Consider the following 23,132-nt stretch of genomic DNA (forward strand, 5'->3'; position numbering starts at 1 on the left):
CTATTTTATATTATTAATGTGTTATTTTATATTATCAACCCAACTAAACAATCGGTTCCACCGTATGCCGCTAAATCCACGACGATCTGGGTCGCTCGACCACCATATAAATAATGGTTTACCCACAATATGGTCTTCTGGAACAAATCCCCAATATCGACTATCGGCAGAATTGTGTCGATTATCGCCTTGCATCCAATAGTAATCCATCTTAAACGTATACGAAGTTGCAGGTTTACCATTAATATATATTTTACCATTCTTTACATCAAGTTTATTTCCTTCGTAAACTTTAATGCAACGCTCGTAAATTGGTAGATTGTCTAATGTAAGCTTAATGCTCTTTCCCTTTGCAGGAATCCAAATAGGACCATAATTATCGCGTGTCCATACTTTCCAACCAAGGTCGGAATTACGTGGATAATTAGAACCTGTATATATATCTTTATCGGTTACAGGACGAATTGCCTTAACTAAACCACGTTGTTTCAATGCATTTACTGCACGTTTTGTGAGCGGCATATAACCATCGTATTGTAAAGCTGCCTGATTTAGCACTGATCCTTGTTCAACATCGAAGCCGTGCAAACGACTAAGACTCTGAATATCTTCGTTGCTTATGCCTAACTCTTTGCGAAAATCGTCGTATCGCTCGCTCATTAAGTCGGCAGCAGTTATATTGTTGAACTTAATTAAATAAGCATATTCTACATTTTCAGGCTCTTTATTTGGTTTTCCATCTAAATATACAATTTTATTCTTTATCTGGAGAGTTTGTCCTGGTAAACCAACGCAACGTTTTACGTAGTTTTCTCGACGATCAGTAGGACGCGATTCAATTTCGCCATACGTAGCCACATTATTCAGAATGTAGTTTCGTCCAAGAGTATATGCTTTATCGTAGAAAGCTCGTTGTTGTAAAGCATTCTTTTTAGTAGCTGCAAGCTTCGGATTTTGTTGCATTAGCAAACTTGTTCCCATTTCGTAAACCATTCTGTAATAATCGTCAGCTTGATATTGCGGTTCGCTTACAATAGTATCGCCTGCTGGATAGTTGAAAACAACAATATCGTTCAGCTTAACTTTGCCTAAACCTGGCACACGACGATATTCCCAATGTGGAAATTCTATGTAGCTTTTTATATTAAAGAAAGGTAGTGTGTGTTGTGTTAAAGGCATTGTAAGCGGAGTTTGCGGAATGCGTGGTCCGTAACTTAATTTAGAAACAAAAAGATAATCGCCAGTTAGCAACGACTTTTCGAGCGAAGACGAAGGAATTACATAGTTTTGGAAGAAGAACAGATTGATAAAATAGACTGCAACAAGTGCAAAAACAATGGCATCTACCCAACCCATAATAAAACGAATAGGACCTTCTGAGTTTTTCCACCATTGCCATTTTATTTTCTTCGTAATGTACACATCGTAAATAAAAGGTAACACGATGAGTCCCCACCAGCTTTTTACCCAAAACAAGAAAGCGAGATAGAGTATTGCTACAATAATAAATTTAGCCCACTGTTTCTTTGGGTCGAGCTTTTGCTTTTCTTTATCAATCATTGGTTATAAAATTATTCTTATTAGTTCTACAATGTGAACATTATTTTTTTTAGAATTGAAATAAATCGTTTGTAGATAGCAAACCTTTATGGTTTTTTGTATATTCTGCAGCTAAAACAGCTCCTAAAGCAAAGCCCTTTCTATTGTGCGCATCGTGTGTAATGGTAATTTTGTCGGCATCAGAATCGTAGCATATACTATGAATACCAGGAACTTCGCCTTCACGAATAGAATCAATAGGGAGAACATCAGCAGCCATCTCTTTAGCAGGGATAACCTTACCATCAGCTGTAACTTGTTTTCCTTTTTCCCACTTTGTTTTACGGGCAATATTGGTTAAAATATCCTCTGCCAAAGTAATTGCAGTTCCAGAAGGAGCATCAAGCTTATGTATATGATGCGTTTCTTGCATTGTAACATCGTATTGAGGATAATTATTCATTATTTTGGCTAAATAACGATTTACCGCAGAAAATATAGCTACACCGATAGAAAAATTACTAGCCCAGAATAAAGTTTGTCCACCTTCCGTGCAAAGACGCTCAATATCGGCTTTATGTTCGTGTTGCCAACCTGTAGATCCACTAACAACTTTTACATTGTGTGCGAAAGCTTTTAAATAATTATCATAAGCAGCCGTAGGAGTTGTAAACTCTATAGCGACATCAGCAGTTGCAAAAGCAGGGGAATCAAAATCTTTTTGATTGTCTTTATCTATTTTACAAACAATTTCATGGCCACGTTCGAGGGCAATTTGCTCAATCATGTGTCCCATCTTGCCGTAACCTATTAATGCTATCTTCATTTTGTTTCTCTTTATATCGTTTTATTTCTGCACAAAAGTATTATAGAATAGCTCTTATACCGTTGCAAAGTTAGTGGAATTAGTAGATAAAACAAAAAATATTTATTATTTTTAATGTAATCCATATAACTTACAGAATATTTTTCAGATAAGGAGACTCAAGCATAAATTCTCATATAGTTTTTTAGCCTCAATTTTTAGCATTGGTTTCTAATATTATCTTTTAAGTAACTTATAGTATTACCCTCAACAGCGTTATTCTGTAAAAATCATCTAGCACAGATTCTCAATTGTTGTTTTATCGTATTATCTTTTAAGATTACGATTCTGTAGAGTTATCTCGTAAAGATTCTCAATTGTTGTTTTATCGTATTATCTTTTAAGATTACGATTCTGCAGAGTTATCTCGTAAAGATTCTCAATTGTTGTTTTATCGTATTATCTTTTAAGATTACGATTCTGCAGAGTTATCTCGTAAAGATTCTCAATTGTAATCTTTAAATAAAGAATAGAAAATTCTTTTTATAAAATTTGCCATTCCCACTTTTTCTATGTACCTTTGCAGCGCTTTAATAGAAATATAAGCCCAGATGGCGGAATAGGTAGACGCGCTGGTCTCAAACACCAGTGGAGCAATCCATCCCGGTTCGAGCCCGGGTCTGGGTACAACAGAAGAAAAGGAAGTAACTGATTATCACTCTGATATAGTTACTTCCTTTCTTTTTGTAGGAACATTAACGGAACTTTAAGGCAATATTTCCGTAGATTCTTGATAATACACCCTATCAAATTCCCCTATAATAGTTTTGATTTTAGTTGCTGTCACTTTTAACATAATTCATAACTGCCTACTTCACAACCATTTACTAAGCAACAAATCGTGACAAAAGTGACAGCAACTTTGAAATCGTATTAACACAAGAGATGCTAAACGGGTGTCCTTCTCCATATTTTGTCTTTTGCTAAAATAAAGTGACGCTACTTTCTTATTAAACGTTTACTGTTACATTTATCGTGAGTCAGGTTAAGAAAGTTCTTCTAAAAGTTGGTAATCTCATTATTTTCTGCAAATTTATAGTTGAAAATCAACAACTTACAAGTACATTATCATTTTGGTACATATATTTTCGCATGCATGAATGAACTGATAAAAACAAAGCGAACATCGTATCCCCCCAATATCTATCGATACATAACTTTATCATGAACTTATTTTTCCCTTACAGCATAATGTTTTTTATGAGAATAAACCTGAAGCACTACCTGTTTATATGGAAAGTTCTGCACGCTAAGAACTTTTGCATATTAAACTTAACCCGATCTGACTCATGATATAGAAGTTTTGAATAAGAAGACAAAAGTAACAAAAAGGGCTGAAATCCAAGAGAGGATTTTAGCCCTTAACTTTTATATAACATAATATTTACTAGACAGCAATAATTTCAAAACTATTGAAATTATTCAGCAAAATATAATATTTCCTCACAGAATTACAGATTACTATATTTTCCTATCTTTGAACTCACTTGCTATCGATCTTGATTCAGCAATTAGTTGATATAATACTTCTAAATTTATTTGTGAGCTTTGATAGAAAATCTCATTTTTATACTTTAGCACTTTTTTGATTCTATCAAATTCAATTTTATTATAAGGAATGAATGTAAGTTTGCTTGTTGACATTTTAGCATCAAGTCTGAAATAGATATCTTTTTTCATAAAAAATACATCAACATGTCTTTCATACCATTCTTTTTGGTCATGAAAATAAGCTAAAACTCTACCTTTATTTCTAATGGTGGTAGCATCATTGTTCGGTATTGTATTCAAATGGTTATTGATGAAACATTCATCTGTAGTGAATGTAAGACCGTCTTTATTTTCTTTGAAGAGAGTTCCTTTTTCCTCATAAGACTTAAATAATGCTTTCAAATTATTTTCTATTCGTATCTGTTCTTCGATATTCTTCCCATCCTCAAAACAAGAAAATAAATCAAGGATTTTATATTCTTCAGGAATATTTCTATTATTATATCCTTGAGAGCATAAATATTCCAAAGAAGGAAGATTTTCTGATTTACAAAAGTTGATGAAGTTATCTTCTATATTTATCAAGTCTGAATATTTATTTTTAAGTCCTATAACGTTTATCTTGAATTTGTCAACAAAATTATCAACAAAGTGTTTCATTATTTTTGTTAGCGAAATGTTGGATAATTCTTCATAATCCTTTAAATCAAACTCATATTTTTTTATTTTATCCTCAAGGTATGTTATTTGATGAATTATTGATTCTTCTGTATAACTTGATTTGTTTAGGTCATTTTCGTTGGGTAATAAATCTTGGTAAGTTGATAAGGATTTCCCTCTTTCTTGTTTACGTATTTCCCCAATAGATTTAATCTCTTTTTTTAATTCTATATCTAAAATATTTTTTCCAGTAAATGCTTTTTTAATAGACATAGGATCTATTTTTGATTCTAAATCTAAATTAAATGCTACTTGTGTAAGTTTATTAAGTTTTCTCAAAAGTCTATTGATGTGTTCGTCAAGTGATATTCTTATTGTATTTCCCGATAATTCGGAAATGAATCTTTTCCATTCGTCTTCTCGAGAATAAAGCTTTTTATATTCTTCATCCCTTTCTTTTCTTGCATCAATAGTATCTTCAAAAAAGGCATCGTCCACATCCACCATATTATGGCGATTGTAAAGCTCCTTATTATACGAAATTATTTCTTTGTGAAAAATAGTATTCACAATCGCCTCGAAGTAAGAATACAGTTTGTTTTTTTGATTATTTAAAAATAGTTCATTTATATTTCTAAGATGTTCTTTGGTTAATTCTTTTTCAGAATCAACCCAAGGAATAAGATTCGTTCTATCTGTAAATTGAACAAGTTCTTTATATTTTAATGTGTTTGGTCTAAACTTATTGGTATCAAAGACTGTCTCTTGTAGATAGATAAAACTTAGCAACTGAGAGTTTGTTTTTGTATTATAATTTTCAATAACAAGTTTACGTAGATGTTTTGTCGCTTCTTCTGCCTTATTTATTTTAAGATAGTAAATAGATGCAATTTGAAGTATATCTAATTTAGAGCCACAATGTTTTATGGCATCATCTATAAGATAATTAATTTCGCATAATCTAAGTTTTTTCTCATTTTCTTCAATACGTGGTAGGCTATCTAATAATAATGCGGCATATTCTAAATCGCATGCAGAACGTATGTAGTTATTTCGAAGTAAATCAATGTCCTTATCTAAATATTTCTGATAGTTTTGTTCTGCTAATTGAGTATATTTATTAATGGCAGATATATTGTCCCCGAAGGCTGTTTCATTCTTATATACGTTAACCACATCCATTGCAGCATTTGCCAAATAGTACCAGAAGGGTGGATATGCTTCAAAATTATCCTTAATAGAATTCAAACGCTCATACTTTCGTAGAGGAATTGAATCCATTAAGATACTATTATACTGAGAAATCTGAGATTCAGTTAGTCTATATTTGTCATCAAATTCATAAGAATCTGATAATCTCCATGCCGTGTCAAATAACTCTCTTCTTAAGGCATTAAACTGTTCTATCGCAGATCTTTGTAAGGTCCACTCTTGTTCCTCTCTTTCAGTAAGGGTGTTTGCTTTTTCTTTACGATAGTTCATATACCCCATACCAACAGAGGCTATCATTGACATAGCGAAAGTGTAGGGGTCTCCAAATGCAACTAAAGTGAAAGAAGGGATGGCGTTCCATATCGCATTTTTGATTTTTTGTTGGTATTTCTTTTCAAGCATCATTTTATCCCCTTCATAGATACGGAAGAAAGTGACTGTATCTAAAATCTGCCTTAAAATGTGGAGTAATGCCTGATCTTTCGGCATATTGTGCAGATTGAGGTTGTTCAGTATGAGTTCATACTCTTGCTCTAAAACGTTTAGGTCTTTGTAGTCAACGATTTGCGACACAGACACTGTACAAAGGTTTAGTGCGTAAGCTGCTTTAAGTTGGTCATGTTCGCAGATTGACTTGTCTTGATTAACCTTAATTGGATTCATAATTTTATTTTATTAAATTAATATCTAAAGTAATAGGTATATGGTCAGATGCTACTTTTCTATGTAATTGGTAATCATTATTACAATATTGTTGTATGGTATTAATTCTTCCAGCATGCATTCCTATCCCTTGAAACCTGTCATAATCGTATGTAAAGTGATCAAAGTTGTTTGCCCAATACGAAGCTATAACATCTTTTTTCTTTTTAAGTTGCTCTTCTGTAGGAGAAGACTTGAGAGTAGTAAGCTCTTTCTGAACAGTAATTAACTTTCTTATAGTTCCACCATTATCTACTTCAACAACTTCGTTCAAAAAAGCATATTTAGCTCCTGAAAAAGGGAGGTTTAAATTATAATCACCTAAAATTATAGTGTATGATGGTCTGTTATTTCCATAGACTTTATCAGCTATAGAAAGATAAAGTGATTTTGTTAAGATATCGAACTCGCGCTTACGGAGAAGGATAGCTCCTGCGTCGAAAATGTCATTATGAGTGCTATTCCTTGCGAACATAATATGGACATTAATTAGTCTAAATTCGCAAAAGGCTCCATTTATAGGCTCAAATCTCGCATAGTACGGGTTTCTTATTAGTTGTCTTTGTCCTAATGACCTATTCACTTTATATTGGTTATAAATGTGAGGTTTGAAGATTCTAGTGCTTCCATCTGGAAGGACAGTGGTGGATAACCTAAACCTGGTCTTATCCCAAATATAGGCATAGCCCTCTGCCGCTAAAGTACTCAAGGCATTTGGTGCTTCCCAAACGCCCTGCCATCTATGTTCACCTAGTTCTTTCAATAGCAGATCCATAGCATTCTTTGAAAAAACCTCTTGTAATGCAATAATATCGAACTGTTGTTCGTATATTATACGGGCAATTAATTTAATGTCTTTACGGATCTCATTGTCAGAACGGAATGAGAATTTAAACATATTAAAAGAACCAATTCTAAATGCCATATTATAATGTAATCATTAAATTCATCTTTTGTATATCTTCAATAGGCCTATCTTTGCCTGGCATAAACTCTTAATTTCACGTCCATTCCGATAGTTTTATACTACTCTAATTGTTTTCTATATACGGAGTCTAGGGTGTTTCCATCTTTATCCTTCCATATAATCCACCCATTATTGCTACTACCAATACAGAAATCGGCAGCTGTGCTCGGACTATTGAAAGTTATATCTGAAGTTAATGTTTGTTTACCGTTATATGGACGAGTATATTCTTTCAACATTTTCTCACGTTTGTCCTTCCAAGTGAATGATGGGACAGATGAGTTTGTTATAATGCTATCTTTTAGAACTGTAAATCCTTTGCTATGATAGAAGCCTTTTGCATCGCATCCACGCCCTTTGGTGAAGAAGAGATGCTCTTCTTTGGGTTTTACAATGTCAAAGATATTACAACCAATAAAAGATGTGAGAAACTTTACGTCTTCGAAGAATTCTTCCATATCATCTTTACGATATTCTGGAAGATTTGGAGCCTTTGGAGTCTGTTTATTTTCGTTCAATACAAAAGAATTTGAGACCTTTGCTTCTGCTATTGCTTTATGTTCTAAATATTGCACATCTGCCTTAGTCATTGCTGCATCTTTAGAAATAAATAGTAAGGCTTTCTGCCAAAACGTTTTCTTGCTTTCATGGTCTCTCACTCGTTCTCTAAAGTTTTCTGTTTCTCCAATATATGCTTTCGGTTTTGTAGCCTCGTCTTCACCTAATAAGATATAGAAAGCCGGTGTTTGTAACTCGTTTCGTTTGTTTAAAATTGAAAGATGTGAACGAGGAATGACATACATCTGGCAAATTTTATTGCTGATAAACACATACTGCGTTCCTTTCGGATCAGCATCTATTAAATATGTTGTAACCGTTTTACCCATAATTTATATTTAACTCTGCAACTCTTTTCTTATATTGTTAAACACTTGGTATTCTCTATTTGCGCTTCGTTATATGCTGTTTATACTTCTTATTAACAACAAATGGAACACGCTCCACAGTAACATTACTTGTATCTAAGCCTAAGGCTTGTTCGTCGTCTACACCTATATGTCGAATGAAACCAAATAGGTGTAGTGTTATATTATCGGACGCACTCACCACTGTAGATGCATAATAAATTCGATGAATTACTATAAAACGGAAGTCGCCAGCTATGTTGTGTTTGCGTAATGACGGATATCCGCTTCGTATATCGAACTGTTTCTCGGCAATAAGGTCTTCTACTATTTGACGTAAATAGAGTGTCATAAGCGGATTAACTCTAAATCCCACCCTTATGTTAATTGCATAAAGCGTATCGTTTATCAGTTCGCTACAAGTGTAATCTAAGGTATCTGGTGCGTCGTCGTATATAAAATGCACTAAAAAATAGTGATCGGCACGTTTTGGTTGCTTATTTATTATGGAATAAATCAGCTTGTCTTCCACTACATCTTCGCGTTCCGATTGACGTATATACACCAGGTTTGTTGCATACTTAGGTATGGTTTCATCGGCTTTTATGTCGCATATTATATCGTAATAGTCGGACAGTTTATTAAACTTAAGATATTTTCTGCGTATATTCCAAGCTCTATACCATATATACATAATACTTCCTACAAAGAGTGCTAACATTATTGTGAACCAACCACCGTGTGCAAATTTGGTTAGATTGGCTAAGAAGAAGAAGCCTTCTATAAGCAGATAGACGGCTAAAAAGGCTCCCACTATCCAATGTGGTGTGAACCGTTGGCGCAAATAAACTGCCAGCATTACTGTGGTGGTAAGCATTGTTATAGTGATAGATAGACCGTATGCTGCTTCCATGTGAGCCGAAGTTTGAAACAGTAATACTGTTACAATGCACAGAATATAGAGCATATTGTTTATCTGTGGTATATAAATCTGCCCTTTATTCCTTGATGGATACTTGAATTTAAGCGTAGGCCAGAAGTCTAAATGCACCGCTTCGCTAAAAATGGTGAAGCACCCGCTAATGAGTGCTTGACTGGCTATAATGGCTGCCCCTGTTGCTATTACAACGCCTGGTATAAGTAACCAGTTTGGCATAATGCCATAAAACGGGTTGATACCTGTGTGTATAGTGTTTATGTTGTTTATAATGTAAGCGCCTTGCCCCATATAGTTGAGTATGAGCATTACTTTTACAAATATCCAACTAACGGTTATATTGCGCCTACCACAGTGTCCAAGGTCGGAATATAGTGCCTCTGCACCTGTTGTACAAAGAAAAACCGCACCCAGTATTAAGAACCATTCAGGGCTTGACGATAGCAGTTCTATGGCATAATATGGATTAAAGGCTTTTACGATAAGTGGGAAATCGACTATATGAACGATACCCAACACACCTAAAAGTAAGAACCAGACTAACATAAACGGACCGAAATAGCTACCTATGGAGCCTGTTCCGAAACGCTGAATAAAGAATACCACCGAAATGATAACTACAACAATTAACACTATTGGTATATTGGTAGATATGCCATGCAACCCTTCTATGGCTGAGGTTACAGTAATGGCAGGTGTTATTACACCATCGGCTATCAGCGTACTCGCTCCCAACATTGCTACAAGGTAGAGCCAACGGCTACCACGCTTACGTATTAATGTAAACAGAGCCAACACCCCACCCTCGCCTTTATTGTCGGCACGAAGTGCTATTACTACATATTTCAGTGTGGTTTGCAGAGTTAAAGTCCATATTATGCACGACACTGCACCCAGTATATAGTCTGCACTAAAGTGCGGATTTGCACGCATAATAGTGCGCATAACGTAGAGCGGAGATGTACCAATATCGCCAAACACTATGCCTATGGCTATTAGCAGTCCCATTGCTGTAAGCTTTTTATGGTTAGAAAGTTCTGATTCCATTTTTACAATCTTTTAATCTTATGCGATGCAAAAGTAGTGCAAGTACGATTAATAGAATATTGTAACACGTTAAAAAATGCCAAATAGTGTATTTATCTAACTGTTTAAGCACTGCCATAATAGTGTTTAAATATGCTTAAAACTCTGTTTAAACATTGCAGCTTTACTATTTCTGCAACCCACTTTGCCACTTGGTTCAATCCAATATATGGTTCTATGTGCTACAACTCTGCTTTTCGCAATGTTTAGTAGTAAACTGGCAATTCTACTATCGGTATCTCGTTTAATTCTGAATAGACACTTAACGCATACTACTTCGTATACAAACTATACCAATTTGCATACTGGGCAATGGAAGATTATAATCAGATAGAAGCCTCTAAATGTTTAGAAAAATCAGATACACTTTTGTTACTCTTGTTTCAGATATCTGTAACACTCGTTTCAGATATCTGAAACGTTCGTCTCAGATATCTATCAGTTGCGGTTTAGATATCACAAAAAGCTATAGCTTTTATAGCTCTATATTATAGTGCTTAAAAAACATTTGTTTGGCTGAGACATATAAAATGTTTTATGCTGCAATGTTTTGATTTAGAAACTACTATAAACATCTAAACAACAACATATTGCACATAATTTTATTATATAGAAATTAAAATCTTTACTATCGTCCACCTTTCCCAAATATATTCATTGCTTTTCAACAGAAACGAAACCTGGTTTCAAGATACAAATAGCATATAAACGCAACTATTCCACGTTGTTCAACTATTGTTTAACCCAAATTGGTAGTTAGAGCCTAAACATATTTCGTTTTATTATCGAGCAGCTTGTCTGCCTTTGCAACGCAGGCGTAGCAGGCTACGTAAAGTTACAAAGACAGACAAGATGCCGATAAGAAAACAAAAGATGTTAGAAAACAATACCATAGTGATAAGAACTATACATATTGTAGTCTAAGGACCGAATTGGGTTTACAACGTGGAATTGTAGAAAAGCTGTAAGCATATAAGCATACTTACTGCTTCTTTCTGGCTGGTTTAGAACCAATAGCCGCTGTTATCGTGTGGAGCAGGTTCGCCGTTTAACCTATAGTATAGTTCGGTAAGAGCTTGCTTATAGGTTAAATTAAAGGCATATTTCAGCGTACTTACCAGCCGTTTGAACGATGTTGGCACCTCGTTCTCAGTCATTGTTAGTGTTACGTTGTCTTCGCCTTCTCCCAATTCTGCCCTATCCATATATACCATTACAGGTAGATTTATTGTTGGATACCACTTGTTATTTTTCAGCTGTTCGGAAGTAGGAACCCAGTCTGCCACCTTTGAATGCGCCTCAATAGGTTCGCCCCATGTGTCTTTAAACACTAAGTTCTTTAAATTTACCGTCTTCTTATTGTGGCTTTCCATCAACATAATATTCAGATTACACGTTTGGCGGCAATATCCAAACGACAGAATACCCTTAAAGCCGAGAGGGTCTTTCAACCCGTTATATTGAGCTTTGCCACTGTGTATAGTTTCATTCCATGGAGTAGGGTCTACATAATCGTAGCGCATAAACTCTTGATTAGTGGGGTTGTCGAGCTTTGCGTCAAAATTTGGAAAAGGTTTTTGATCTTTCACCACAAAGAAGTGCTGGTAATGCTCGCTTTGCCCATTGTCTATAAACTTACCATTCATAAGGTTTCCCGCAGCATCGTAATATTTTATGTCGAGTGCAATGCTTACCGCAGCTTCGGAGTTTTGCATTTGGTTATAGCTCATAGCATAGAGGTAAGGTGGATTCTTAGGGTCGGGCACCCATTTGTCGCCTTGCAGTGTGTAAACAAACTCTTGTGGAGCGTCCATGTATTTCACACCATCGTACATTTTGTTCTCGTGGAAGGCAGCGTAACCGTGTAGGTGTCCCTCGATAACATTTATTACAACCTTAGCTGGCTTAGGACCTGCTAACTTCTCGTTCTTGTTCTCTGGCACAATATCGTCGTTGTTGCTACAACCTACAAAGCCAGATAGCACTGTGCAAAGTAATGCTAATTTTAAATATGTTCTTATACTTCTCATAATTATTATAATTATTATATTTTGTTTTGAATTGTCAAACTACTTGTTTTGTTGGTTAAAACCTATCGTTTTGAATTTTATTGTTAGATTTATCTTATTGTGATACACATTAGTCTTTTACCTCAATAGGTATTTTAAACTTCGATAGCCACTCTCCTTTTTTCAGAAGTTCAGGCGAAGGAGTCCAGAAAGGCGATGTTTTGCCGTCTGCATCAAACTTTGTTTTCTTTCCAGAATAGAAGAGACCGAGCGTTAAATCGAACTTTGTGTTTGGTTTTAGGAAGCGTATGAAGCCCGTTATGCCCACTGGTCCTCGTTTTTTGGTATTTGTTCCTTTATATTTATCGGCATAAGCGTATTCGAAAGGAACCTTTGAACGGTCTGTAACCCATTCTTTACTATTGCCATTGTTTGGATAATACAAAAAGAAATTTTGGTATTTATAGTCTAAATCATTTTCCATTAAGAACCAGTTAAAGTGTGCATCTTTATCATCAACGTAATCTATAACAAACAAATAAACATTTTGTGGCTCTGATTTTGCGCTGCTGAATACTAATTTATTCGGCTCACTGGTTTTATCAAATATGATTTTTCCATCTATATCAACCGTAAATTTTATGTCAATATCTCCTCTATAACTAAATATGTTTTCCCAACTTAGGCTATCGTTATATTTCTGCCAATAATTTATATTACCTTTCGTTATTGCTACCCTTAACTTTTTTGGGTTAAAAGGTGGTTTATTATCTTTTATTGCTTGTTTAGTTTCTCCATCTTCTGTTGAACTTTCTTGGCTACAAGCTGTGAAGAGAGCAAGTGCGAATAATCCTAACAACAATGGCAATACATTATTTTTAAATCTCATATTCTTTTTTATCTTCATTGTTCTGTATATGTTTAAGAACTGATGTATCGGTTTAAAGATTCTCACGTATGCATCTTATCTTATAAAAAACACATTAATCTTCTATTTCAATTGGTATTTTTATTTTTAGTAACCATTTTCCTTTTTTACTAAGTTCAGACGATGGTCCCCAGAAAGGTGATATCGTACCGTCTGAATTAAATTTCGTTTTATTACCAGTATAGAAGAGACCGATTGTTAAATCGAAATTAGTATGAGGCTTTAAGAACTGCATGAAACCGTAGAAACCAACTGGGCTTGGATTTATTAATCCATCTTCCCAAAAAAGATCAGAATAAATATAGGTGAATGGAAGCTTTGATGGGTCTTTAACCCACACCTCTCTATTGTCTTCATTTATATAATTCATAAAGAAATGCTGAAGTTTATAGTTTAGTTTATTGTCTGAAAAACCTGTTATACCCCAATTTTTATTTCTCGGATACGATACCATCAACCTATATACACAATTAGGTTCAGACTTTAAAGTCTTTACTACGAATTTATTCGCCGAATTATATTTGTCTGGTTTAGGATTTCCGTCTTTATCTAAATGAAATAGAAGCCCTATGCCACTAATTTCTTTAACTATGTCTTCTCGTTTTGGATGGTCTTTAAATGTCATTCCATCGGCTAATTTAACCTGATCTAACTCAACTGTTACCTCACGAATGTCAAGATTGGTAGTATCCTCCTTCTCTTCCTTTTTAGGCTCTATTACTTCATCTTCCTTTGAATTCTCTTGACTGCAAGCAGTGAAGAAACTAAGTACGAATAATCCTACTAACAAGAACAATACATTATTTTTAAATTTCTTATTCTTCTTTATTTTCATTGTTTCGTATTTGTTTAAGATTACTGATGTATCTGTTTAAAGATTCTCACGTATGCATCTTATTTTGTTAAAACACATTAGTCTTTTACCTCGATAGGTAATTTCACACTTAAATCCCATAGAGCCTTATTAAGTTGAGCAGGAGATGGAGCCCAGAAAGGCGAAGCTTTGCCATCGGTCCCAAACTTAGTAAGGTTGCCAGAGTGCATCAATGCTACCTTCAAATCGAACTTTGTATCAGGCTGCAAGAAGCGAATGAAGCCGAAGAAGCCCATTGGATTGCTCTCGCCTATAAACTTTCCTTTGTATGAATCGGCATAAGTATATTCGTAAGGTAACTCTTCACGATTCTTAACTAGCACATTGTGCGCACCATTATTTGTATAATACATAAAGAAATGTTGATGAATTTTGTCTTGTTCGTTCTCAAAGAACTGGTTGTTCATTGAGTTTCCTTTGGCGTTATAGTAGTCTATGCGTAGCGAATAAACCACATTAGGATTTGTTTTAATGCTTTTCACAACGAATTTAGACAGTCCTTCTTCGCCTATTTTAAAGTTTTCTCCTTTCTCAACCTGCCAAATAATCTTCTGTACATTATTTGTTGGAACAAAATCTGCCTCTTGTGGCATACTGTTAAAGCTTACGCCGCTTCGCAAAGAGCCTTCAGTAAGTGTGAACACGCACGCCGTTGGATCTTCGTGGAGCTTATTAATTTTCTCGTTTTCAGGTTTATCAGGACTACAAGCGGTAAGAAGTGCAATGCAGGCCAAGCCTAACACTATGGGTAAAATACTGTTTTTAAGTTTCATAATTTTATTGTTTATCATTTGTTTATTTATATTCTGTTTTCCTTTTAGAATTTCCACCCTATGGTAAGACGTATATCTCTACCAAGGTCGTGTGCATAGTATCGAGCACGATTGGTATATTCTTTATATTCCTTATTGAATATGTTGTCAGCCGAAACAAACAAGCTAAGAGTGTTGTGTGTATCTATTCGCCATTCGGTTCCAGCCTCTAATCCAAACAAGCTATACGAAGCAGGAGCATAAGCAATAAGGTCGGAAGCTGCATTAAAACGAGTTTGACGTGCCACAAAGCGATGTTTAACTTCTATCCATGGAGCAAAAGCCTTTCCAGAAAGGTGTGGTGTGTAAGTAAGGCTGTGATTGATACGGAAGGAAGGAATATACGGCAAGTAGTTATGGGTGCGTGTTTCGTTAGCCCAAATCATAGACGAAACAATATGATACTCTATTGCAGAAAGTGGACGAAGACGCAAATCGAAGTCTATACCACGTATAAACACATCAGTCTGCATATATTGAAATAACGGATAAGTTCCCGAAATAACAGTTACATATTCGCCTTTCATAGGACGGTCGTATATATAATGTTTCACCCATTGCAGATAAGCATCGAGCCGAGCATCTAAAACTGTGCTTCGATATTCGGTAGATACTACCCACTTATAGCTATTTTCTGAACACATAGTAGAGTCGCCACGCACGAAACGTCCTGTTCCTAATTCGTTACCATTGCTATATAGCTCGAAAACATGTGGTGCACGCCATGCTAAACCAAAGTTTGTAGTTAGCGTTAGCTTGTCGGTAGCATGATAGTGAGCACCCAAGCTATAAGTGAAATTAGAGAATGTGCGATGCCCCCCATAGTAGTCGCCAGTCCAATCGTAGCCAGCAGCCTTTGTGTCTTGCCAATCAAAACGAACACCAAGCTCTGCCCCAAGTCGGTTGTTTTGATACTTTTGCAAAGCGTAAGCTCCTATTTGATTTTCTGTGTGGTTAGGAATGATAGGCACTACACCCGTTCCACGTTGATTAGAATGGTTACTATTCACAACTTGTGTCCCCACTTCGGTTTGCCAATCGCCATAGTATTTACGCCAACGCAGATAGTTTTGCAACGTTTTAAGGTGCATACTAACAGCAGGAATATAGGAGAGATTCATACGTCGTATTCTATTCTCCTCTCTATCGTCCTTTTGAAAAGAAGCTAACCAATAGAAGTCGCCATACTTTTCGGTGTTGTAGTAAAGCTTTAGCGTGGCATTTGTATGCACAATATGTTGGAAAGGATAGTCTATATGGCGTGTATAAGGTGTTATGTCGACAGGTCTGCCAATCTTTATACGTTCTGCAAGCAAGTCGGCATCGCCCATCTGTGCATTGTAAAGCACGCCCAATTTTAGATCATATCTGCTAAGATAACCTTCAGCACGGAAGTTCTTATGTTGATAACCAAGTGCGGTTGAGAAGTCGAACTCGCGTGTTCCTGTGTTGTTCAGCAAATAATGGGCTGCTCTTTGGTCGCCACTGTTGGCGTAAGTGGCTTGAATGCGCCACGCCAACGATGGCAAAAAAGGCATAGAACCTTCTGCATTGCCTACAAATTGGTAGCGATAACCATTGGAACCATACATACTCAGTAGTCTGCCGTGTGTGTGTTTCTGATTATAGGGCAACATATCTTGTTCCATTACGACTATGCCACCAAGAGCATCAGAACCATATCGTACAGCTTCTGCTCCCTTAACGACTTCTATTTTGGTGCTACTATTCTTGTCTACTTCTGGTGCATGGTCAGCTCCCCACTGCTGTCCAGTGAGTCGTGCGCCATTATTAACCAACAATATACGGTTTCCGTACATACCGTGTATAACTGGTTTAGATACTGTTCCGCCCGTTTGAATAGAACTTACACCACTAACACGCTCTAACATAGTACCTAACGATTGCCCTAACGACCGTTCTATTGTTTTATTGTTGAGCTGTGAGCTTACAGCATTGTTACTAACGAGCTTACGAACAGTGGAAATTTCTACACCATCTATAAGATGATAGTTCTGTTTTGTAGTATCTGGCTGTGCCGTCTCCAGATCATATTGGTTCTGTGCAAAGGCACTAGTGGGCACAAACTCACATAATGCTATTACACTCATAAAGGTATAAAATAGCTTTTTCATATTTACAGCTATGAAATAAGAATAAAATGAGTAATTAAATAAATGTTCTTGCTGCATTACATAGCGAAAGGCTGTGTTCAATAGATGTGTACATATAGCTATTTAGACACACCTGTATTAATACACAAGAAACACTATAGCAATACAGTAAAACAAGCCAACAACATATTGTTGCGAGCTTTAAAAGAGTTTCTAAGTAGGTTTAGAAACTAAGCAAAGAAGGGAGGTGCATGGGCGTTTACAGATTCTACCGATCTATAAACTATAATAGGAACTAACGCTTTTGGTTTGTGTAAGAGTGTACAAACTGTTATAGGCACATAGCTAAACAGCTTTACGGCATTGGCTTTGTGCATTGTAAATTCGCAAACAAAGCAAGCAGAACTTATTTGAGTATGGCTTTTGGTTGCCAAGTTTTCTGTACGAACATTTTTATAGTCGTGAAAATGCAAATCTTTTATAGCAAGAACAGCTGTGAATGTTAGCAATAACATCCAAGCTATAAATACTCTTAATAGATTAGCTCTCTTCATTCCTATTGTCGTTTGTCCGTATAAAACCATACTAAATACACAAACAGGTTTACTTATCAATAAAGTATTATAACCTTATATTGCAGCATTAGTACAATTGCTTCACGTCAAGTTTCTGCAAAAGTATAGAAAATAGTAGAGACAATACAAATATTCTACTCTTGTTTATATCTTTTTAACGATATAAGTATATGGTTATCACATTAATAAATATTATCTGCACACTCTTATATACGCACCGTTGATGCCTATATATAATCTATATATAATAAGGTGTATCGCTTAAAAAGGCATTTAATAGATAAGAAAAAAGGCATAAACAAATATTTTCCGCAAATAAATGCAAAAAAATTAGGTGATTATTGGAATATTTGTACCTTTGTATTGTCCTATTACTATTGCAATTTAATAAAAGACTTATCATATAAATTCGCTATGGAGCACTTAGAAGTAATAAAGGTTTCGGAGGAGAAGATGTCTTCAGAACACCTAAATGCAAACAAAGTTTACTTCGCAACAGAAATTCTGAACGACAGTAACATGATGCCAATTTATAGTAAATTGTGCATGATGCTTGACATCTATGATGTTGAACATGAAATTATTGAAGACCCGGTAACACATTCTTGCAAAGCACTAAAACCGGCTTGGCTTGTTAACAACGTAAAAATTACAGATCACGTAGATTGCCTTGTGCGTAATATTGGCGATAAACGTATGCTAATGACTAACTGTGCAGAGTACGACTCTGAGGTTGCTAAAGCCCTAAAAAAGAAGATTGAGGCTGAAGGATACGAAGTAGTAGAACTCAGTTACTCATCGTTCGATGGCGTGCGCGAGGCTAAAGATACTAGTTGGGCATACATTAACTATATACATACGTCGAAAGTTATAATCGTCCCGATGCAACATGCAAAGGAAGATAAGGAGGCTTTACAGCAAATAAAGGCTTGTTTCCCGCACTTAGCTGTTGTTGGAGTCTATGCTGACCCATGTTTTGGCAACGAAGGGGAGTTTATTCGCTACAGTAAAAGTATCAACGAAAGTATGGTGTCGTAGTAATATAACCAAGCTAAAACATATAGAACACTAATATATTTAAGGACTTAATAAAAAACGAAGAGGGCTGTTTTGCAAACCAAAACAGCCCTTTTTACATTGCATAACAATGGCTTTTACATTGCAAAAAGCATTGCTATGTTATACATTATAGATAAAAGGTTAGATAAGAAAACCGTTTGCAACTTATATTTACAGGGTTTATGCCCACATATATACCTATAAATGGTAAATTTATTAGACAATAGTCTTAACAAGAAAACATTTATTTTATAGGGCTTTTCCTTATTATATTCAAGATAACATACATAGAATTAAGATATTTGTAGATAGTTATTTATTGTAAAAAAATCTAATTATATCAATAAAGATAATCTTTTTTTATTATCTTTGTACAACTTATAACTCATTTAAACATTACTCAAAACATCTCAACATAATGAATTTTAACGAATTTGCAGCGTATGTAAAAAGAAATGAATCAAACATAGCTGGAAACCTTTACATTTGTTCTAAATTTCTAATAGGACTTAATAGTAATCCGCAATTTAGAGCACTGCCAGACCCTAGTAGTCCGGCACGTCTCAGTATGGTACGTTTAGTAGTAGTGAAAAGTGGTTGGTACGAACCAATTATAAACTCAAAGAAGTATAGGTGTGGTCCGGGAGATTTACTTTTCATAAATTGGGGTGTTACAATATCGGGCGACTCTATAGGTGTTGAAACCATTATAGACGGTTTTGCACTGTCAGAAGAATTTATGAAAACGGTATTTAATGGTAATTTGCCACAAGTATTTCTCTCTCCAGGCAAGTGTATAAAGCTACATTTAGAGGAGAACGAAAGCAGTGTTATTCAGGAATATCTCAAAACAATGTATAATCTTGTTCAGATATCATCAATAAATAGCAAGACTATCAATGCACTTTTTGTAGCAATATTTAGCTTGGTAGAATCGTTTTACAGCATAGAAATACCATTGGCAAATAGACAATGGACACGTCACAAAGAAACTGTTGAACGATTTATACGATTAGTCAACGATAACATAAAGCAAAAACACGAATTAGAATTCTACGCTTCACAATTGTATATGACAACGCATTATCTTGGCATAGTTATAAAAAATGAGACAGGAACTACCGCCAGAGAATGGATTGACAAGGAATTAACCATACAATTAGAGCAGGAATTGAAATATACAAATAAATCTTTAAAAACCATTGCCACCGAATATAACTTCAATTCTCTTAGTTCGTTTTGTAAATTCTTTAAGCGCCGAACTGGTGTTACAGCTGGCACTTACAGAACAGAAGGAAATTTGTATTAACTAAAACTATTTTTTTACAGAAGTCATTATACCATGTTAACTCTCTATTCTATCGTTTTAAAGTAAACAGAACAAATTATAAAGTTTATATAAATGACTGGCAAGGAAACGAAAGATTACTGAAAATAATAATACGAACAAAATATAATGATGCTATTTTCTAATAAAGCGCAATAGAAAATAGATAGGACTTATAAGCTGTGAATACAGTCTATTCACTAATCAGATAGAGCGTCTTAGATGCTTAGAAAAGTCAGGTAGATACCGCTACTTTCATTTTAGATATCTATCGTGTTTGTTTTAGATATCTATCGTGTTCGTTTCAGATATCTATCGTACTCCTCTCAGATATCTATCAATTACAAATTAGATATCACAAAAAATAGCAACCTTTATTACCTCACACTATCAGAGTTATATGCGTACCTTGAACATAATTTACCGTTCCCAACATTTTCGCAATCATCTCAAGAATCGTAGAAAGCTCTTAAGGCAGATAGACAACTGAAAACCATAGCAGGTAGATTAGTAAGAGAGCTAGAGCATAATCTTTGGGAAAGGAAAGGGTATGAGAAGGTGTTTGAGCTATATTACATAGTTCTTTCTCAGAATTGAAATCATCGTGTCTTATATTCTCTCATTTTAGCAGACATCAATAATTAATTTACTAAATTATCTTCAGTAGATTTTCGTTGTAGACTTCTTAAGAAATAAATCATCTTATGTTCTCTATTACTACTATTCTATAGTAACTCCTGCATCTTTCCAATGTACCATATCATAGGGATAATATGGATTATCCCTAAGGTCAGAATCGTCTATGTGCATTATCTTAGCAACAGCTGCAACCTCCCATGCCCAATAGCCACGATAACAATTCTTCTTCAGATGACTATTATACCAAGGAGCATCGTTGTTCAGAGTATACCATTTTTCCATATAATCTTTAAGTGCTTTCTTTGCTTCTTGCGCATCGGAAATCTGTGTTAGCTTGAAAAGTTCTTTATACAACTTAGGGAAAGCAAGCTTATTTGCATACGTTTGTTTCTTGTTTTCTTTTAATCGAGAGTTTAGCATAAACCAAAGTAATAAGTCGGGTGTCCAATTTGATGGTTTTGCCTGCTTATCCATTCGCAACACATAGTCAGTTAAACGATTAAAATCTGTATTATCTATGTCTAATAGTATTCCCAATGATATTCTATCTAAATCATCAGCGTATGTCGGATTTCTAAAATTAGCTCCATGTATATAATTATCTAAAGAATTTATATATAACTTTCTCAATTTGGCAATATCTTCACCCATAGAGTAACTTATTTTTATTGCCCGTATATAATCTACAGCAGAACACCAATATAAAAATGGACGTACTATTCCAACATTCTTTTTCTTTTCTTCTAATATGTGCTTTTCATCATCATCTATTTCTCCAAACTTAATACTCAGAATCTTTTCAAAGTATTTTTTGTCCTTTAATTTATCTCTGATAGGTTTATCTTGTTCTTTTTTAGAACCGCCTAATTTAAAATTAAATAATCCCATAGCTATTTCATTTAAATGGTTTCAATACCATCTGTTATGTAGGTTGCTCCTCTGTGGTTGTACGTTGTCAAACAAAAGTAAGCAACTACAAATATAGTTACTTTACTTGAAAAGTCATCGTTTTGTTTTATAAATTCATTTTGTAAATTATCTATTTATACATCTTATACCTAGAATCGGGAAAATACAAGTTAGCCTTTGTGTTTGTATAAAAGAAAAAGAGTTGCAGAATTATCTGCAACTCTTTGATATTTGTGTGGACCAGCCTGGGCTTGAACCAGGGACCTCCAGATTATGAGTCTGTTGCTCTAACCAACTGAGCTACAAGTCCAGTATTCGTAAATACGGCTGCAAAGGTAATGAATAAATTGGAAAAACGTGAATAATAATGAGATTTTTTTTGTGGTTTAACACATTTTGCGTGCTTTAAAACGATTGTTAGGTCTATTTGATGTATATTTGCACTGCATTTTAAAGAATGGATACCGTATGGGAAAAGGTTGCTATAACTATTGCATTTAGCTTCAATAACAATAAACTTGCAGCTTGACAACCATAGAAACAAGGTAGGTAGACGAAGATATATAATGAAAACAATATTTCTTAAAGATTTAAATACTAACGAATTGGCAGTAGAAGCTCCAGTGCTTGCTACAATTGGCTTTTTCGATGGGGTACATCTTGGGCATCAGTTTCTTATTAGTCGAATGGCTGAAATGGCTGAAAGAGATGGATTAAAATCGATGGTAATAACCTTCGACCGTCCCCCCCGACAAGTTTTGCAGTGCAATTATAAGCCTAAAATGTTGTCTACGCTAGATGAAAAGTTAGAAAAGTTTGCACAAACAGCCGTCAACTATGTTGTAGTGCTCCACTTTGACACAGCTTTGGCACAATTAACATCGAAGCAATTTATGCAAAATGTGCTGCAAAGACAATTAAATGTCTGTAAATTAGTTATGGGATATGATAACCGTTTTGGTCATAACAGAACAGAATCCTTCGATGATTACGTACATTTTGGCAAAGAAATAGGAATTGAAGTATGCCGAAACACAGCTCTCTCTATAGATAAATTCAATATAAGCTCATCTATTATACGGCAGTTTATAGAATCTGGCGATATGGAGAAAGCTACACGTTGCCTGGGTGTGCCTTATTCGTTACGCGGAGAGGTGGTACACGGCTATCAAAATGGACATAAATTGGGTTTCCCAACTGCTAATATCGATATTAGCAAAACCGAAAAACTTCTTCCAGAAATGGGAGTTTATGCGGTACGTGTTAGCATATTAGGCAATTCTAAAAAGTACGATGGAATGCTTAATATTGGTACTCGTCCTACCTTTAATGGTAGGAATATATCGGTTGAAGTAAATATATTCGATTTCTCGGACGACTTGTATGGACGTATTATAGAGGTAAGTTTCATTACTCGTATACGTTCTACACAAAAGTTTTCGAGTATAGATGCGCTTGCAAATCAAATGAAATTAGATGCAAAACAGATAAGAACAATTTTAAAAAACAATAAGAACTGATA

General features: G+C 35.0%; 16 protein-coding genes, 2 tRNA genes and 1 pseudogene. 5 read left to right on the forward strand and 14 right to left on the reverse strand.

Annotation, left to right across the window (positions count from 1 at the left end; all coding sequences use genetic code 11):
- Positions 1 to 21 precede the first annotated feature (21 nt).
- Both DX009_RS00185 and dapB read right to left on the reverse strand, forming a co-directional pair.
- Positions 22 to 1,560, reverse strand: a complete 1,539-nt coding sequence (locus tag DX009_RS00185) for a S26 family signal peptidase (protein ID WP_006044060.1) — start codon at positions 1,558 to 1,560, stop codon at positions 22 to 24.
- 49 nt (positions 1,561 to 1,609) lie between these two features.
- Positions 1,610 to 2,365: a 4-hydroxy-tetrahydrodipicolinate reductase gene (gene dapB, locus DX009_RS00190; RefSeq protein WP_006044059.1), complete on the reverse strand. Its 756-nt coding sequence runs from the start codon at positions 2,363 to 2,365 to the stop codon at positions 1,610 to 1,612.
- Positions 2,366 to 2,949: 584 nt separating this feature from the next.
- Here dapB and DX009_RS00195 point away from each other — a divergent pair.
- A tRNA-Leu gene (locus tag DX009_RS00195) sits at positions 2,950 to 3,031 on the forward strand.
- Between the two features lie 834 nt (positions 3,032 to 3,865).
- Here the strand turns inward: DX009_RS00195 and DX009_RS00200 are convergent.
- From DX009_RS00200 to DX009_RS00245, 10 genes are all read right to left on the reverse strand, one after another.
- Positions 3,866 to 6,430: a transcriptional regulator gene (locus DX009_RS00200; RefSeq protein ID WP_115082605.1), complete on the reverse strand. Its 2,565-nt coding sequence runs from the start codon at positions 6,428 to 6,430 to the stop codon at positions 3,866 to 3,868.
- A gap of 4 nt (positions 6,431 to 6,434) precedes the next feature.
- A complete protein-coding gene (locus DX009_RS00205) occupies positions 6,435 to 7,394 on the reverse strand; it encodes an exonuclease/endonuclease/phosphatase family protein (RefSeq protein ID WP_115082606.1) in 960 nt (319 codons plus the stop codon).
- A 101-nt stretch (positions 7,395 to 7,495) separates the two neighbouring features.
- Positions 7,496 to 8,323: a GIY-YIG nuclease family protein gene (locus tag DX009_RS00210; RefSeq protein ID WP_115082607.1), complete on the reverse strand. Its 828-nt coding sequence runs from the start codon at positions 8,321 to 8,323 to the stop codon at positions 7,496 to 7,498.
- Positions 8,324 to 8,378: 55 nt separating this feature from the next.
- The gene (locus DX009_RS00215; protein WP_115082608.1) at positions 8,379 to 10,325 is read right to left on the reverse strand and encodes a KUP/HAK/KT family potassium transporter; all 1,947 of its coding nucleotides are present in this window, start codon (positions 10,323 to 10,325) and stop codon (positions 8,379 to 8,381) included.
- A 1,043-nt stretch (positions 10,326 to 11,368) separates the two neighbouring features.
- A complete protein-coding gene (locus DX009_RS00220) occupies positions 11,369 to 12,394 on the reverse strand; it encodes a hypothetical protein (protein ID WP_115082609.1) in 1,026 nt (341 codons plus the stop codon).
- Positions 12,395 to 12,503: 109 nt separating this feature from the next.
- Positions 12,504 to 13,262: a hypothetical protein gene (locus tag DX009_RS00225; protein WP_147278657.1), complete on the reverse strand. Its 759-nt coding sequence runs from the start codon at positions 13,260 to 13,262 to the stop codon at positions 12,504 to 12,506.
- Between the two features lie 94 nt (positions 13,263 to 13,356).
- A complete protein-coding gene (locus tag DX009_RS00230) occupies positions 13,357 to 14,136 on the reverse strand; it encodes a hypothetical protein (RefSeq protein WP_115082611.1) in 780 nt (259 codons plus the stop codon).
- A 77-nt stretch (positions 14,137 to 14,213) separates the two neighbouring features.
- Positions 14,214 to 14,948 (reverse strand): hypothetical protein, encoded by a 735-nt coding sequence (locus DX009_RS00235; protein WP_245944549.1) that lies wholly within the window; start codon positions 14,946 to 14,948, stop codon positions 14,214 to 14,216.
- Between the two features lie 44 nt (positions 14,949 to 14,992).
- The gene (locus DX009_RS00240; protein ID WP_115083776.1) at positions 14,993 to 17,122 is read right to left on the reverse strand and encodes a TonB-dependent receptor; all 2,130 of its coding nucleotides are present in this window, start codon (positions 17,120 to 17,122) and stop codon (positions 14,993 to 14,995) included.
- 209 nt (positions 17,123 to 17,331) lie between these two features.
- Positions 17,332 to 17,655, reverse strand: a complete 324-nt coding sequence (locus tag DX009_RS00245; protein WP_115083778.1) for a hypothetical protein — start codon at positions 17,653 to 17,655, stop codon at positions 17,332 to 17,334.
- Positions 17,656 to 18,090: 435 nt separating this feature from the next.
- Here DX009_RS00245 and DX009_RS00250 point away from each other — a divergent pair, with 435 nt between their 5' ends.
- From DX009_RS00250 to DX009_RS00260, 3 genes and pseudogenes are all read left to right on the forward strand, one after another.
- Positions 18,091 to 18,714, forward strand: a complete 624-nt coding sequence (locus tag DX009_RS00250) for an agmatine deiminase family protein (protein WP_115082612.1) — start codon at positions 18,091 to 18,093, stop codon at positions 18,712 to 18,714.
- A 439-nt stretch (positions 18,715 to 19,153) separates the two neighbouring features.
- Positions 19,154 to 20,044: a helix-turn-helix domain-containing protein gene (locus tag DX009_RS00255; RefSeq protein WP_115082613.1), complete on the forward strand. Its 891-nt coding sequence runs from the start codon at positions 19,154 to 19,156 to the stop codon at positions 20,042 to 20,044.
- A gap of 409 nt (positions 20,045 to 20,453) precedes the next feature.
- Positions 20,454 to 20,656, forward strand: a pseudogene (locus DX009_RS00260) (IS5/IS1182 family transposase); the annotation flags it as partial.
- A 126-nt stretch (positions 20,657 to 20,782) separates the two neighbouring features.
- Here the strand turns inward: DX009_RS00260 and DX009_RS00265 are convergent.
- The gene (locus DX009_RS00265) at positions 20,783 to 21,589 is read right to left on the reverse strand and encodes a PoNe immunity protein domain-containing protein (protein ID WP_115082614.1); all 807 of its coding nucleotides are present in this window, start codon (positions 21,587 to 21,589) and stop codon (positions 20,783 to 20,785) included.
- Between the two features lie 257 nt (positions 21,590 to 21,846).
- Positions 21,847 to 21,920 (reverse strand) — tRNA-Ile (locus DX009_RS00270).
- Positions 21,921 to 22,176: 256 nt separating this feature from the next.
- Here DX009_RS00270 and DX009_RS00275 point away from each other — a divergent pair.
- The gene (locus DX009_RS00275) at positions 22,177 to 23,130 is read left to right on the forward strand and encodes a bifunctional riboflavin kinase/FAD synthetase (RefSeq protein ID WP_115082615.1); all 954 of its coding nucleotides are present in this window, start codon (positions 22,177 to 22,179) and stop codon (positions 23,128 to 23,130) included.
- Positions 23,131 to 23,132 lie beyond the last annotated feature (2 nt).

Source organism: Prevotella pallens (assembly GCF_900454935.1).
In the GTDB taxonomy this organism is placed as follows: Bacteria; Bacteroidota; Bacteroidia; order Bacteroidales; family Bacteroidaceae; genus Prevotella; species Prevotella pallens.

Bases quoted from the DNA above. Each gene is read 5' to 3' on its own strand.
- DX009_RS00225 (WP_147278657.1), bottom strand. From the start codon at position 13,262: ATGAGATTTAAAAATAATGTATTGCCATTGTTGTTAGGATTATTCGCA.
- DX009_RS00205 (WP_115082606.1), bottom strand. From the start codon at position 7,394: ATGGCATTTAGAATTGGTTCTTTTAATATGTTTAAATTCTCATTCCGT.
- DX009_RS00235 (WP_245944549.1), bottom strand. From the start codon at position 14,948: ATGAAACTTAAAAACAGTATTTTACCCATAGTGTTAGGCTTGGCCTGC.
- DX009_RS00275 (WP_115082615.1), top strand. From the start codon at position 22,177: ATGAAAACAATATTTCTTAAAGATTTAAATACTAACGAATTGGCAGTA.
- DX009_RS00210 (WP_115082607.1), bottom strand. From the start codon at position 8,323: ATGGGTAAAACGGTTACAACATATTTAATAGATGCTGATCCGAAAGGA.
- DX009_RS00245 (WP_115083778.1), bottom strand. From the start codon at position 17,655: ATGAAGAGAGCTAATCTATTAAGAGTATTTATAGCTTGGATGTTATTG.
- DX009_RS00255 (WP_115082613.1), top strand. From the start codon at position 19,154: ATGAATTTTAACGAATTTGCAGCGTATGTAAAAAGAAATGAATCAAAC.
- dapB (WP_006044059.1), bottom strand. From the start codon at position 2,365: ATGAAGATAGCATTAATAGGTTACGGCAAGATGGGACACATGATTGAG.
- DX009_RS00220 (WP_115082609.1), bottom strand. From the start codon at position 12,394: ATGAGAAGTATAAGAACATATTTAAAATTAGCATTACTTTGCACAGTG.
- DX009_RS00230 (WP_115082611.1), bottom strand. From the start codon at position 14,136: ATGAAAATAAAGAAGAATAAGAAATTTAAAAATAATGTATTGTTCTTG.
- DX009_RS00200 (WP_115082605.1), bottom strand. From the start codon at position 6,430: ATGAATCCAATTAAGGTTAATCAAGACAAGTCAATCTGCGAACATGAC.
- DX009_RS00185 (WP_006044060.1), bottom strand. From the start codon at position 1,560: ATGATTGATAAAGAAAAGCAAAAGCTCGACCCAAAGAAACAGTGGGCT.
- DX009_RS00215 (WP_115082608.1), bottom strand. From the start codon at position 10,325: ATGGAATCAGAACTTTCTAACCATAAAAAGCTTACAGCAATGGGACTG.
- DX009_RS00250 (WP_115082612.1), top strand. From the start codon at position 18,091: ATGGAGCACTTAGAAGTAATAAAGGTTTCGGAGGAGAAGATGTCTTCA.
- DX009_RS00265 (WP_115082614.1), bottom strand. From the start codon at position 21,589: ATGGGATTATTTAATTTTAAATTAGGCGGTTCTAAAAAAGAACAAGAT.
- DX009_RS00240 (WP_115083776.1), bottom strand. From the start codon at position 17,122: ATGAAAAAGCTATTTTATACCTTTATGAGTGTAATAGCATTATGTGAG.